General features: G+C 57.4%; 9 protein-coding genes. 2 read left to right on the forward strand and 7 right to left on the reverse strand.

Features of this window, described 5'->3' with window-relative positions; genetic code table 11:
* The 7 genes from HQL52_17685 to HQL52_17715 all read right to left on the reverse strand — a co-directional run.
* The coding region (locus tag HQL52_17685; protein MBF0371283.1) for a collagen-like protein at nt 1–1,028 on the reverse strand (1,028 nt) is incomplete at its 3' end.
* Nucleotides 1,029–1,345: 317 nt separating this feature from the next.
* Nucleotides 1,346–2,617: a chemotaxis-specific protein-glutamate methyltransferase CheB gene (gene cheB / locus HQL52_17690; GenBank protein ID MBF0371284.1), complete on the reverse strand. Its 1,272-nt coding sequence runs from the start codon at nt 2,615–2,617 to the stop codon at nt 1,346–1,348.
* A 13-nt stretch (nt 2,618–2,630) separates the two neighbouring features.
* Complete coding sequence (locus HQL52_17695; protein MBF0371285.1) at nt 2,631–4,337, reverse strand: fused response regulator/phosphatase; 1,707 nt, start codon at nt 4,335–4,337, stop codon at nt 2,631–2,633.
* A gap of 213 nt (nt 4,338–4,550) precedes the next feature.
* Entirely contained in the window at nt 4,551–4,865 is a 315-nt protein-coding gene (locus tag HQL52_17700) for an STAS domain-containing protein (GenBank protein MBF0371286.1), read from the reverse strand.
* 288 nt (nt 4,866–5,153) lie between these two features.
* Nucleotides 5,154–7,511 carry a CZB domain-containing protein gene (locus HQL52_17705; GenBank protein ID MBF0371287.1) on the reverse strand — a complete coding sequence of 786 codons (2,358 nt, stop codon included), beginning with the start codon at nt 7,509–7,511 and terminating at the stop codon, nt 5,154–5,156.
* Between the two features lie 150 nt (nt 7,512–7,661).
* Nucleotides 7,662–8,183, reverse strand: a complete 522-nt coding sequence (locus HQL52_17710) for a purine-binding chemotaxis protein CheW (GenBank protein ID MBF0371288.1) — start codon at nt 8,181–8,183, stop codon at nt 7,662–7,664.
* An 80-nt stretch (nt 8,184–8,263) separates the two neighbouring features.
* Nucleotides 8,264–11,641, reverse strand: coding sequence for a chemotaxis protein CheW (locus tag HQL52_17715; protein MBF0371289.1), 3,378 nt, complete (start codon nt 11,639–11,641; stop codon nt 8,264–8,266).
* A 271-nt stretch (nt 11,642–11,912) separates the two neighbouring features.
* On the opposite strand from HQL52_17715, the gene HQL52_17720 reads away from it, so the two are divergent.
* Entirely contained in the window at nt 11,913–12,287 is a 375-nt protein-coding gene (locus HQL52_17720) for a hypothetical protein (protein ID MBF0371290.1), read from the forward strand.
* 904 nt (nt 12,288–13,191) lie between these two features.
* Nucleotides 13,192–14,175, forward strand: coding sequence for a nitronate monooxygenase (locus HQL52_17725; protein ID MBF0371291.1), 984 nt, complete (start codon nt 13,192–13,194; stop codon nt 14,173–14,175).
* Nucleotides 14,176–14,492: the final 317 nt, after the last annotated feature.

Raw genomic sequence — 14,492 nt, forward strand, 5'->3', positions numbered from 1 at the left:
GCCCCNCCATCGAATCCATCTGCCCCGGGAATGCCAGCAGCTCCTCCCATCCCTTGGGGAGCAGCCCCGCCATCGAATCCTTCAGCGCCGGGAATGCCAGCAGCTCCTCCCATCCCTTGGGGAGCAGCCCCGCCATCGAAGCCTTCAGCGCCGGGAATGCCAGCAGCTCCTCCCATCCCTTGGGGATCTGCGCCGCCATCGAATCCTTCCGCACCGGGAATGCCAGCCGCCCCGTCCATGCCAGCTGCTCCAGGTGCTCCACCAGTAGTGCCATCTGCCCCGGCTCCTTTGGCTTCACCAGCACCATCTCCACTGGCTTGGCCGTCTTTGGTTTTGCCTTTGGCAGCAGCTTTATCGGTTTTCCCCCCCTTACCCTTCTTCTTGCCTCCGCCCTTTCCGGCTTTGGCGGCTTCCTGAGCATCCAGTTCTTCCTGGGTGACCGGGATTTCCACACTGAAGAGCTGATCGGCCAAGCTGCGGGAAACCAGATAATATCCGTTTTGAGCGGGAAACGAGCTGACCTGGATTTCCAAACCCACCGCCAGATAGGTGGTGTAATCCTGCATCGTTTTGGGGATTTCCCCATAGTCGGTATAAAAAGTCGATTCCAGAAAAGCGTGTCCCCCGGGGAGCTTTTTTTCCACCAGATCGTTCAGCGCTCCGACAACCTGGTTGGAGACCTCCTGGAATCCTTCCTGGATCTCTTCGTTATATTCCCGATCTTTGACCTGGGTTTTGATGACCCCTTCGGGCACCATCATCATCAAACCCGCCAGAGCCACCGAGGTGGCAACGTCAAAAACCAGATGCACATCCCCCGTATGGGCGCCATCCTCCAGGGCGAAGGCCACGGTACGGTCCGCCTCGAAAAATGGCATGAGTTCATCCTCACCTCGCACCAGGGCGATATCCCCGAGAGTACAGACAACCGGGGAGCCGGTCAGGGTGTTAAGGTCCGTGGCCAACTTCCTGAAATAATTCAGAAAAAATGGCCTGGCCTTGGTGACGATGATATCTGGCGTTTCCATACCGTTAAGTCCCGCTGGAGAGTAGACCCCGTTTTGCCGGGGTGTTGGTCAAGGAGCCAAATCGAGGTGATTTTATTGACAGTGAAACCGGTTTTATAGAAAATTCCTGCAAGAGCTTTATGCAATAAACAGGCCAGACCAAGAGGATGTCGAAGGGCAGGTAAAACAGAGTCGCTGTTTTTTGCAGATGGTTGGTTTGTTGGGGGGCGGTAAAAATGGCGGCGTTACGGTATGGCAGGGTGAAGGTGTGACAGATGTAAAGGAGGGTGAAAAGGGTAGGAGGGGAGGGGGCAGGAATATCCCCGACAGGTTTGGCTTCAGGAGCAGAGTTGGAGAATTCTCGGGCCGATCTGTTCCAGGGGCAGGGATTCATCGGAAAGCCCCATCTCTTCAACGGTGCGGGGCATGCCATAGACCACACAGGTGGCTTTGTTTTGGGTGATGCACCAGGTTTTGCCACCCCGTTTCAACGCCTCAACCCCATTGCCGCCATCACGCCCCATACCCGTCAGAATAACCGAGAGAATGTTTTTCTGAAAGCTGGCTATCACCGACATGAAGAGGACATCCACCGCCGGTCGGCACTCGTTGACCTTGGCGCCGTCATGGAGTGCAGCCACCAGGGATTGATCCAGTTTTTTGACCGTCATGTGGCGGCCACCCATGGCAATGTAGATCCGGCCCGGCAGTAAGGGTTGGCCATCCTGCACCTCTGAGACCGCAAGCCCGGAGGAGCGGGCCAGCTGGGTTGCCAGGGAAGCGGTAAAAACCGGTGGCATGTGCTGGACGATCAGGGTGGGAATGGGCAGCTCCTTTTTCATCAAGCCACCCAAAACCTGGGTCAATGCGGCCGGACCACCGGTGGAGGAACCGATGAGCAACAGCTCCGGTTTTGGTGGGCTGGCCAGATTTTTCGGTGGGGTGGATTTGGCAGCAGTCGGAGGGGCTTTGGCCGTCGCCTGAGGGACAGTGGTTCTCCCTGGGGTGGGGGTGCTCCGGGGGGTAGCCGGGGGGGGAGGTCTGGCTCCAGTGGTCCCAGTGGTTGTTCCCCTGGTTCTCGTGGTGGCCGCTGTTGGTTGCCGGGCTCCTGCTGTCGGGGCAGGGGAGGTTCCCCGGAGCGGTCGAGGACGTGCCGTAGGGGAAGGTCGATTGGGGCGGGTGGCCAGGTGGCCCAAAATGGGGGCCAGCTCCCGGCGCAGGGCATTCATGGCCCGCTCCATGTTGGACTCCAAAGGCTTGGTGACAAAGTCCATGGCACCAGCTGTGAGACATTTCATGATGATGCCAGCGTTGGTCCGGGAGGCAGCACTCACCATCACCACCGTCACGTCAGGATAAAACCGGGAAATCTGCTTCAGGGTGGAAAGACCGTCCAGGACCGGCATCTCCACATCCAACAACACCAGTTCCACCATGTGTGGGCTGCCGGGTTTGTTTTGCTCCTTGAGCTTATCCAGGGCCTCCTGACCGTTGACGGCCGTATTGAGCACCTGGACCGAAACTCCGGGGATCGATTCCGCAACCTTCTTGACGATGGTCCGGTAGGTGATGGTGTCATCCACCACCATGACATGAAGGGGAGCCGTCATCTGACAGGGGCCTTCACTGACAGGTCCACTGGTAGACCGCTTCGGCGACGTTGCCGTTGCCGCGATAGTCGAGGCGGACGCACAGAGAACGCACCAGGGCGATCCCCCGGCCCCCGTGTCCCAGGTTACCCTCCAGTTGGGACTGGACCTGGGTGTGATCAAAACCCGGCCCGCTATCCTCCAGGTGAATACGGATCTCTCCACCCAGTGTGCCATTGCCATTCTTTAAGGGGGTGTGATGCAGGCTTAAACGAATAAACCCCTCCTCAAGATTGGCCAGGCGTTCTTCTCTTTGGGAATAGTATTGAATGAATCCTTCCGGGGTCTGCTTGGTGCGGGTATCCAGATTGAGCAGGCCGTGATCCAGGGCGTTGGAAAAGAGTTCGGCGAGAATCGTATAAATGCGCTCCCTGTGGCCTGCCGGGGCCTGGATGTTCATGACCATGTTGGTGACCGGTGGCAGGGGATCGACCGATTTGAGGGTGTCGGCGCTAAAGGAGAAGGAGGCTTCCCAGTCAGAGGGTTGGATGGGGCTCAGGGTGTGGGGCATGCTGCCGCTGGGGGGCTCATCACCCGCCTTGGCACAGTCAATTTCCAGCAGGCTGATATCGTCGGTCTGTTCCGCCCCATCCCGAAAAATTTCGACATCTTCCAAAATCAGATCGAAGAGCCGGTCGGGGCTGTGTTGACCGTTGAAATGCGCATCCAGCCGTTCGGTGCCGTACATCTCTCCGCTGGGCTCAGTGGCCTCAGTCAGGCCATCGGAGTAGAGCAGCACCCGATAGTCGGAACGCATCTCCAAAATTTCTATTTTGCGGTCACCAGGCGTCAGAGAGGCCACGCCCAGTGGCAGGTGGGAGGAGGGAACCCGTTGGACCAGCTGACCGTCGCCATCAATGATGAGAATGTCCGGCAGCCCACCGTTCCAGATCATCAGGCTGTTTTGTCGGGGATCCACCTCGATCAGGCAGGCCGCACAAAACATGCGGGTAGGCATCACCGTCAGGAGCTTTGAATTCATCTCCGTTACCAGGTCGCCGATGGAAAAGCCCTGGGCCGTCATGCCGTAGAAAAGTTCCGACAGAGGCAGAGCCCCTACCGCCGCTGACAAACCGTGGCCGGTAAAATCTCCCAACATGATGTGCAGACCACCCGCCGGATTGTAACTGGCGACCAGCAGGTCACCGTTGAAAAGCGACATGGGGTGGGTGGAGTGGTTCAGGCAGGGGGCATCCAGCAGGCTGCCAGCCCGGACAATGTTGGAGAAGATATGCTTGCCAACCTCCAGCTCCTGCCGGACACTGTCCTGGTGGCGTTCCAGCTGTTCTTTTTGTAGACGCAGGACCGAATGGAGCTGTTGGATCCGCTCCAGGGCATTTATTTTGGCTTGGAGAATAATGCGGTTGAAGGGTTTGGTGAGAAAATCGTCCCCCCCCGCTTCGATGCATTTGGCCAAACCTTCGTCATCGGTCACCGCCGTTAAAAAGATGATGGGGACAAAATGGTCGGGGCTCAGGCGCTTGATCCGGCGGGCCGCCTCATAGCCATCCATGAGAGGCATGCGGATATCCATCAGCACCAGATCCGGCTTTTCTGCTTCGAACAGCCGGACACCATCCTGGCCGTTGGAGGCGGTAATGACCGGATGGCCCTCCCGTCCCAGCAGTCGGCTTAGGATTGTGCTGTTAATGCGGTCATCGTCGACAATGAGAATTTTCATGCCGGATGGCCCACTGCCCCCTTTCCCTGGAGGAAATTATCAACACACTGCAAACGGGATGGTTATCCCGTTCCAGTCAACGACCGGATGAAGTGGGCTGGCAGGAGTGTTGTCAGCCACGGCAAGGTGCCGGGCCGAATATTCCCCAGAGGGCTTTTTCCCAAGGTACACTGCGGGAGCCCCTATCCCAAAAACCCGAAAGTCTGTTTTTCCCTAGAGAATCTTGAAGAGGCGCTGGAAATTGGCCGTTTCCAAAATTTTTCTGATTTCGGGCCGGGCGTTGGTGATTTCGATGTTGGCTTCGTTGGTGCCGGCTTCTTCCCGCAGCAGGAGCAGCATGCCCAGTGCCGAGGAGTCGATATATTCGGTCCCTGTCAGGTCAATGACAAATTTGCGCCCCTTGGCTCCCCCTTCGGTCTCTTCCTGGTAGGCGGAGCGAAATTGGGAATGCATCTCGAAATTGAACCGGCCTTTGATGGAGATGACGGTTTCCGAGTCGCCACGATTGACGCTGATTGTTCCAGACATGTTTGGCTCCTAAGTTGTTACACTTCCGGTTGTGGGCGTTGTCGGTTGAACGGTTGCCTGGCCATGCAAATACCAACCGGCCCCAGCTCCCCCATCATGGCTTTTTTCCACGCAGAGGAAAAGGCTTCTACTTGCGTTTTGATGGGGGGAAGGCGTTTTGGCCGGTTTTTCCCCCTGGTCTGACAGCCGAACATGTTTCAATAGTTTTTCGGCCTTTTCAAGGCATTCTTTTGTTAACCACTTCACAGGTTTCAGGCTGGCCTGGCTGAGGTGTCTTTGCCGATCCCTCTAAAGCACTTCTTCAAGGGGGGCCGCATTGAGATAGAGCTGATCGAGTTCTTTGAACATGTCAGCTCTGAACTCATTGAACAGTTTCGATTTTTCTTCGGCTTGAGCGGTGTCGCCAGCATTGGTGGCCTGAACCACCTCCCGAGCGGTTTCATGAATTCGTTCGTGTATTTCCCCCAGTCTTTGGAAACCGGGCATCTCAGCAAAATGGGCTTGACCCACGGTATCATACCACTGGCCGAAGTGGCATTCATGCACGCTGGTCACCTCCTCTTCAGCCAGTTGCAGGCGACCATGGATCACCTGGGAAAGATTTCCCAGCCATTGGAGGTGGGCCTCTTTGACCTGGCGAATATCGAAGGGGGGCTCCTTGGCCTGGAATTCACCTTGGAGCCGGGTGAGAGATTCAGAGGATTCCTGGACCAGGAGCGTCAGATTGCGGAAATGATCGACGTTGCCCAGCATGTGGCCGGTCAACTCAGCAGAGTGCATCATCTTTTCCTGCACCGCTTGGGAGGCCGATTCAGTGGTTTGAGCGGCATCCAGCATGGTGGCGGTCAGGCTCTGGATCTCGCGACCCTTTTCAGCGGTGGCTGAGGAGGCCTGGGAGGCCCCTGTGGCGAGTTGAGCGATGCTTTGGGTGCCGACGGCGGCATTTGAGGCCGATTGGGAGACCTCCATGGCGGCACTGTCCAGCTCGTTGGCGTTGCGGGTGACTGTGGCCGAGGCGCTGGAAACCTCCCCCATGGCGCGGGCAATTTCGCCAGTCGCCTCGGACTGTTCGTTCACTGCCTGGGTGATCTCTTCGTTGGCGGTGTTGATGCGACCGACGATTTCGCTGATCTCACGGGAGGCGGTGGCAGCCTCTGTGGAGCTTAGCTGGATTCCTTCGATCTTGTCGGAGATGAGCCGGGTGGCGTCCGCAGTCTGGCGAGCCAGCTCCTTCACTTCGTTGGCCACCACCGCAAACCCCTTGCCCGCCTCTCCCGCTCCGGCGGCTTCGATGGAGGCATTCAAGGCCAGCATGTTGGTCTGCTCGGCAATATCGTTGATCATCTCCACCACATTGCCGATCTCCCGGGCCGATTCCGAAAGACGATCCATGACGGTGAAGGTCTCCTGAGCCCGGAGGTTGGCCTGCTGGGACTCCTTGCTGGCCGCCTGGCACCGCTCCCGGGTATCCCCCAGGGTGGCGGTCATCTCCTCAACAGCAACGGCAACCTGGGAAACCGACTGGTTGACCTGCCCCAGACTCATGTTGACTGAGCTGACGTTGCCGGTCATCTCTTCCGCCGCTGAGGCGACAGTGGTGACGTTGATGCTGGTGGTTTCAGCTGACTGGGCCATGCTGGCCAGGGTTTCGTTCAGATCCTGGGCGCCCTGGGTGATGGCAGCGATCCGCTCCACGGATTGATCGATGGCGGCAGTGATGCCGGTGATGGCACCAGCCAGGGTCTGGTTTTCGGTCTGAACCTCCTGGTTGATGGTGCTGGTCCGGGCCGAATCAAGACCCAGATCATTGTGTACCGCCATCAGTCGATCCACATAGGCCGCAAGCGTCTGGGATTGTAGATTCATCCCGTCGATGTTGCCTGCCAGATTGTCTACAGTGTGGTTCAGATTGCCAGCGATTCCATCGATCTCATCCGATGTGCGGCTCAAGGGCAGGCGCTGGCGCAGATTGCCTTTGGATACGCCTTTCAGAAAACCGTCGATGGTTTGCAGCTTGGCGAGGATCGAGCGCCGGGTGGTGAAGCCGATGGCTACCACCAGCAGGGCGCTTAAAAATCCCAGAAACAGAAAGGTTATTCTGGCGTGGGATACGGCGGTTTCAATCCGCTCTATCGCCTCTTGAGATCGATGGGTGAGGGCTTGGCGGAGGGTGGCGAGTCCCGCCTGGGCCGACTGGTCGTCGATCAGGAGCTGCCGGGCCGTCTGGCGGATGGTGTCCCCCCGGGAGAGGAACAGCCGGGCCGATTTTTGCGCTTCCACATAGCGTGCCAGGAGTTGATTGATGTCAGCGAGGGCGGCAAGCTCTTCAGGGGTGACCCCGGGTAGATGGCGATACTGTTCCAGGAGGCTTAAAAGTCGGATAAAGCTTTCCCGAGCCCGGGTCAGATGGTCCGGCTCCGCCAGTAGAATATAATCCTTGAAGGATTGGATGCCGCCACCAAAACCAAGCTCTCGCTGGATACCGATAAAGTAATTTTGGCGGGTCTCAATGGCCGCTTTCCGGCCTTCGATGGCCTGATTGATCTGCCTGCCTTGGATCAGATTGGCCCCCAACAGCAACCCGATGGCGATAGCCGCCGTGACCATGAAGAGCATCAACTGCCGGGAAAGGGTCATGGATTGCATGGCGGCTTTCCTGGAAATGAGTGCCCCTGGGGCGTTGGAATTTGATTGCTGCCAAGAGGTCGGGAGATCATGTCTATATCTCCGGCAGGCGTTGACAGCCAGATCGACTGAAGAGGAGCAGAGAGTCTGCCATCCGGTCTAAAACAGCCGTCAGGAGGATTGTTGATGTTGACTGACGCCCAGCACACTGGCGACATCCAGGATGATCAGCAGGTTGCGTTCGAATTCCACCACCCCCTGGACAAAATCAGCTGAAATCCCCCCCAGATTGGCCGGTGGTGGCAGGATGGTATCGTCCACCACATCCCGAACATCCCCCAGCTGATCCACCACCAGTCCCACCGGATCTTCCCAGGGGCATTTGGTCATGGCCAGATCCCGGTTGATCTTTTCCACTTCGTGGTGGGTTTTCATGATGACATTATACTGTTTGCGACGGCTATTGTTCTTGGTGGCGCGGATCGCTGGCGGCGTGTCGGCTTCCTCACTCCAACTCAGGCGGCTTCTCAAGTCGAAAAGGGTGATCACCCGGCCACGAATATTCAGCATGCCACGAATATATTCATGGGCACCGGGGACAGGGGTATATTCCAGGGAGCGATTGATTTCCCGTACCAGGAGGATGTTGATTCCCAGATAGAGGTCTCCCAAGGTAAAAGTGCTGACTAACATGGCCTGGTTGCTCCGATTAGGCAGGTTGGCTCAGTCCGAAAAAGGGGCATTTGCCCAGAGTGAACAATGGGATCCATGGTTTATGCCGGTTGTAGGCTCGCCACCACCCGTAACAGGCGGTGTTTGTCGATGGTGGGGACACAATCGACAAATCCGGCCCGATAGCAACGATCCTCCAGATGGCCGGAAATGGAGGGAGTCGTTGCGATCATGGGTATTTCCGCATGGCTGGTGCTGTTGATTTCGTTGGCCAGCTCGAATCCATCCATGATGGGCATGTTGATATCGGTGACCAATAGATCGTAAGTCCCACCCTTTAGCTGGGTGAGAGCCGACTGGCCATCTTCGGCCTGATCCACATCAAACCCGACGCCACTCAGATAGCTGGCGGTCAAGGCTCTCAGGAAGGGGGTGTCGTCCACCACCAGGGCGTGGAGGCCGTCCCCATCCACTTGGGGTATCGCCCCGTGGGGAATGCCCGCCAGATCCAGGATGGAGTTGACATCCGGAAAGAGCACCACCCGGTCGTCGATCTGGGCCGAGCCAAAGAGTCCTTCGGCGCGGATGGCCTGGCAATCCAGATCGATGTGGGTCTCCCGGGTATCGAGAATGCGGGAAAAAATGAGGCCCGCCTGAATACCCGGCAGGTTGGGCACCACCATGCAGAGATTTTCCTCCTCGTCTTCGTCTTCTCCCTCGATAACGCTGAGTCCCGTCCCTTCCAGTCCCATCACCTGATCGGGATAGATCGCCCGGAAGGTTTTGCCGTCATAGCGGACATAGGGAATGCCACCGATATTGACCAATAGCTCCGGGGTGATTTTTTCCACCCGTCGTACCATGGAGTGGACGATGCCCATCACCAGGCCGGTGCCGGTCTCCAGCAAAATAATGTTTTGACGCTCCCGCAGGGCGGCTCGGCGTTCGTCGTCCAGGTCGGTGCGGGTGGCCCGCTCCACATTGCTGAAGTTGACCCGGGCTTTTTCCATCAGGCCCGCATAGTCGATAATGAGGGAGACCGAACCATCCCCCAGAATCGTCGTGGCGGAAAAGCAGAGATTATCCTTGAAGAAAGCGGGCAGGGGTTTCACAACGATCTCTTCGCTGTCGAGGACTTCATCCACCACCATGCCGAATTCGTCGCCATTGACGTTGAGCACCATCACATAGGCGACCAGCCCATGGGGACCACGACGGTCGTCGCCCCGTTGGTTGGAGTCATCCTCCTCCTCACTGTGGCCCATGACGCCCGCCTGGGCTTTTTTGCGCACTCCCCGTCGATCGGAAAGACGCTCCCGGCGATCCAATTCACCACTGCCGATGGGCCACTCCCGGGAAATGCCCAATACTTCGGCCAGATCCACCAGGGGCAGGAGCATGTTGCGCAGGCGCAGGACCGGGGCGTTGCCGACAATTTCGATCTGGTTGGAGCGATCCGATTCGGCGATGCGGACAATCTCCACCAACCCCACCTCCGGTACCGCAAAGCGCTGGTTGCCCGAGGAGACGATCATGGCCGGGATGATGGCCAGGGTCAGGGGGAGCTTGAGAATGATTTTGGTGCCCTTGCCCACTTTCGACAGGATCTGAACCGTGCCTCCCAGTTTTTCGATGTTGGTGCGCACCACATCCATGCCCACCCCGCGTCCGGAGACGTCAGAGACCTTTTTGGCCATGGAAAAGCCGGGAGCAAAGATGAGATCCAGGGCATCCTCGGCACTCAGGGTGTCTGCCTGGCGTTCGGTGATGACTCCTTTTTCCAGGGCCTTCATGCGGATGCGTTCGGCGTCGATACCGGCACCGTCATCCGCCAAGGCGATGTTGACCATGCCGTTTTCGTGGTAGGCAGCCAGCTCCACCTGCCCCGCTTCCGGTTTGCCGACTTCGGTCCGTTCCTGGGGCATTTCGATGGCGTGGTCGGCGACGTTGCGGATCATGTGGGTGAGGGGATCGGAGAGATGTTCAATCACCGACTTGTCCAGATCCACATCCCCGCCGCGAAGTTCCAGATCGATCTTTTTGCCCAGCTTGCGGGCCAGATCCCGGACGATGCGGGGAAATTTATTGAAGACCACGCTCACCGGCTGCATCCGCGCCTGCATCACTTTTTCCTGGATGCGGCTGGTGATGGAGTCCAAATTTTGTACCAGGGGTGCGAAGTGGGGAAATTTGGAGACCACTTCAGTAGAGGCCCGGGTGAGCTGATTGCGGGCCAGGACCAACTCTCCGGCATTGTTGATCAATTCGTCCAGCAGGGAGACGTTGACCCGCAGGGTCTCTTCCACCATGGGGCTGGCTTTGGCGCCACCCCCGCTACTGGAGGAAGCCGCCTTTTTGCCGGCGGCGGGGTCTTTCCTCTTGGGTTTGACCAGCTTGGGGCCGTCCGGCGCTGGCTCGGCATCGAAGCCGTCATCCATGGCTGCAGGTGCAGCAGATGCTGCTGGGGCTGCCGCCGGAGCGGGTGCTGCTGCCGGAGCAGGGGTCGGGGTGGGCTCGGGGGGCGGCATGACCGCTTTGGCCAGATCCTTTTCTATTTCAAGGCGCTCGATCTGCTCTGGGGCAATCTTGATGAGGGTCAGCAGGAGATCTTTTTCCAACACCGTGGCAAACAGCGCCTGGGCCGAATCCCGGGAGGAGAGGCTGTCCGCATCAATAGAGGGGGGATCGGTGGCGAGAATTTTGCCGACCGATTCCAAAAGGGCCTTGTTTTGATTGTAGGAGTCCACCCGGCGTACGGGATCGGCATCCAGGGGCAGGGTCACCTTGAAAAAAATTTGCCCGTGCTTGATCGCCTCTTCCACCGCTTTGGGGTGGTCGGCGATATTCATGCTTCCTTCAGACGGAGTGGCTGCTGCTGGTGCAGCGGCTGGGGCTGTCGGGGCTTCCGGGGCTGCTTCCGGGGCGGGAGCGGCATCGCCACCACCAAAATCTCCCCAGGGGTCTGCCGGGGCTGCGGACTGTTCCGGCAGTTGTTCCTCTTCGGCAGCCGGGGCTGGTTCAGGCTCGGGAGGTGGGGGTTCCTCGGCTGGGGGAGGGGCTTCGGCTGCCGGTTTGGCCGCCTCTGCACCAGGGGTTTCCCCGAGTAGCCCCTGAATCGTAGTAATTTGCTCCTGGGCATCCACCGATTCGCTGTCGGAGACGTTGTCAATCATGGTCTGGAGTTTATCCAGACCCGAGAGCAGGGCATCCGTCACTGCCGGGTCGGGCTCCATGACCCGATCCCGCACTTTCCCCAGGAGATTTTCCATGGAGTGGCTGAGCTTGGTGATGTTGTTCAGGCCGAAAAAACCGGCAGAGCCCTTGATGGAGTGGACGCCCCGGAACAGGCGGTTGATGATCTCCTGCTCCGTCTCTTTGCCTTTTTCTTCCAGGGTCAGGAGATCCGGTTCGATGGTCTCCATGTGTTCGACCGCTTCCTGGACAAACATGCCAAGTAGTTCATCATCTTCCTCAGACATGACCGGGTGATCCCATGCAATCGTGGTGGCGCGCAACGTCGAGCGCGGTAAATCGGTTATTCTCCCCATGACACCAAGGCGCAACAGGGAGAATTTTTCTATATCATTTCTCGTGGAATTCCGCTACGATTATTCAGTTTTTTTATCTAACGAAGTCTTTCGGGCAATGCAAGTCCGAGGCGTGTCTGAACGGGGGGAAACGGAAGTTTCGTTTTGGGAGGGAGGACCATATTTCTGGTTTTTGCAAGACCATAGGGGAAGGGAGATCTCAATGAGAAAAACAGTTGTTTCTGAGTTAATCAACCAACCGGTATTCGATAACAATGACACCCATCTATGGATGGCCGTCATGGACCGGGCGGTCAGGGATTTGGTGGCGCTGGAAAGATACCGCCAGGATCCTTCAGTAATGGAAGACCCCGTATTTCGCTATGACTACCGCACCTTGAAAAAATGGTTTCACTCCTCCTCCATGGAGCCCGGTTCCTTCAGCTGGATCTGCTCTCTGGTGAATATCGACCCCAAATGGGCTCTGAATCGTCTTGAGGAGCGTTTGAAAGTATGCCTGCTGCCGGAAGCGGCCAGAAAAGCCAAACTGCGTGAAGTGCGTGCCACCGCACGAGCCGCCGCACGGGCTGCCGCCTGAATATCAGCCCGGGGCTTGGTCGCCCACAACGACCGGACCAACTGCCGGAAACGACCGTTAATCACTGGATTAAGCGGGCAGATCAGGCCACTGAACGGCTGATCACAAGGTAAATTCTTAAAGTCTACCCAATCTGTAAGGGAGACCGCCCTGAACACCAGTCGAACCAAAAAAAGGTCGTCAACGCCAACGTAGAGCCGTTTTACCACCCACCGGCAGTCAATGAAAAGGTGCCAATGGGGAGCCAATCCGCAGCCTGACATGGATCGTGTAGGGAGACACGCTACGGATTGCCATTCTCAACAGGACAGGTGAATCAGTGTTGGCACAAAGCTTCTTCAAGTTAACCGGAGTTGGGGGCGTGTAGGACTGACTTTCAGGAAGGGATGGACCTCTGCCAGGGGGGGCGGGTCATCCAAAATAAGGCAAACTGCTGAATCAAAGCCTCCCAGGGTTGGATAAATCGCTGTTTACGACGGGTTAAAACACATCTATAAAGGCTGAAAAGCCGAGTCCAAGGGTGGGTCTCGTTGAGGGCAGGGAGGAAAACCAATCAGGCAGACACAAAACAGGCCGGGCGCAAGCTCGGCCTGTTTTGTGTCTACTGAATCAATCGGTTGCAGGGGAAGGTGCGGTTGCTCTAAAAAGGGACCGAACCTCTCGTCGCTGCATCAATCATCCTAAATCCGGCAGTTGGGCGTGTGTGGCTGGTGCAGGATATTGGTTCACATGGTGAATTGGGAGAAACCGCCGTCACCTTGTTGGTCACAAGGCTTTTTTCCAATTTGCTTGGTGGATCAAGAGGCTGGGGCATGTGCGTACGCCCAACTGCCGGATTTAGGAATATTCCAAAGCGGTGCGAGCCACCGTTTCATCCATATTCATGAGTGGGGAACCCAATTCCATGAGTACCCATATCCCCAGGGAGTCCTGGGAACGCGGCACCAATTTTCTCGGAACACGCTATGCCATTTTGGGCGGGGCCATGTCCTGGCTTTCCGAAAGCCGCCTGGTTTCCGCCATCTCCGAAGCAGGCGGGTTTGGGGTGATTGCCTCTGGCAACATGCCTCCGGAACTGTTTCGCAAGGAGATTCAAAAAACCCGGGAGCTGACTGACAAACCCTTCGGAGTCAACCTGATCACCATGAATCCGGAGCTGCCGGAGCTGGTTCAGGTGACTCTGGACGAAAAGGTCGGCCACTGTGTCCTCGCAGGGGGCGTGCCCGATCCGGGCTCGGTTAAAAAACTCAAGGATGCCGGGATCAAGGTGATTCTCTTCGCCCCCTCCCTGGCCTTCGCCAAACGCCTGGTCCGCAGAGGAGCGGATGCGCTGGTGATCGAAGGTAATGAGGCGGGTGGCCATGTGGGGCCGGTGGCGACGGGTGTGTTGGTTCAGGAAATCCTTCACGGCATTGAGGGTGTCCCGGTTTTTGTGGCGGGGGGGATTGCCAATGGCAAGATGGTGGCCTCTCTGGTGGGGCTCGGGGCGGCGGGATGTCAGCTGGGTACCCGTTTTGTCTGTACCGACGAGTGCATCGCCCACGAAAAATTCAAGAAGGCCTTCATTCGTGCCCAATCCCGGGAGGCGGTGGTGACCGCCCAGTTTGACCCGGCCCTGCCGGTGATCCCGGTGCGGGCTCTGGTCAATAAAGGTACGGAAGCCTTCAACAAGCTCCAGCTGGAGATGGTGGCTGAAGTGAAGTCGGGGCGCATGGAGCGCCACGCGGCCCAGCTGGAGCTGGAAAAATTTTGGGTGGGTGCTCTGAAAAAAGCCGCCATCGATGGCGATATCGAAAATGGGTCGGTGATGGCCGGACAAAGCGTCGGTTTGATCAAATCAGTACAGCCGGTCTCAGAAGTGATGGCAGATCTGGTCTCCTGGCTCTGATGGATGCTGGATAGGGGGGAGGGGAATGAACCGTCTTCCCCTCCCTCTGCCACTTTCTCCCCCCATCAACTATCTTTTTATCGCCATCCCCTACACTGGTGCTCTGACTTCTGCCCTCTGAATCTGACTCCCATCCTCTGAATCTATCTTCCGATCTCTGACTTCCATCCTCTGAATCTACCTTCCGATCTCTGGTTTCTATAGCAATTCGAATCAAGAATTGGACATATGCCGTTGCTTTTTTGCCGTCACCCTTTAGCCGACCTTGTCTATGGGAAAAGGGCACCCATTGCCGCGAATTTCTATTTTCGCAGATT

This window comes from Magnetococcales bacterium, assembly GCA_015232395.1.
Taxonomy (GTDB): Bacteria; Pseudomonadota; Magnetococcia; order Magnetococcales; family JADFZT01; genus JADFZT01.

Coding starts and splice junctions, on each gene's coding strand:
- cheB (MBF0371284.1), bottom strand. CDS start 2,617: ATGACGGCTCCCCTTCATGTCATGGTGGTGGATGACACCATCACCTAC.
- HQL52_17695 (MBF0371285.1), bottom strand. CDS start 4,337: ATGAAAATTCTCATTGTCGACGATGACCGCATTAACAGCACAATCCTA.
- HQL52_17700 (MBF0371286.1), bottom strand. CDS start 4,865: ATGTCTGGAACAATCAGCGTCAATCGTGGCGACTCGGAAACCGTCATC.
- HQL52_17705 (MBF0371287.1), bottom strand. CDS start 7,511: ATGCAATCCATGACCCTTTCCCGGCAGTTGATGCTCTTCATGGTCACG.
- HQL52_17710 (MBF0371288.1), bottom strand. CDS start 8,183: ATGTTAGTCAGCACTTTTACCTTGGGAGACCTCTATCTGGGAATCAAC.
- HQL52_17715 (MBF0371289.1), bottom strand. CDS start 11,641: ATGTCTGAGGAAGATGATGAACTACTTGGCATGTTTGTCCAGGAAGCG.
- HQL52_17720 (MBF0371290.1), top strand. CDS start 11,913: ATGAGAAAAACAGTTGTTTCTGAGTTAATCAACCAACCGGTATTCGAT.
- HQL52_17725 (MBF0371291.1), top strand. CDS start 13,192: ATGAGTACCCATATCCCCAGGGAGTCCTGGGAACGCGGCACCAATTTT.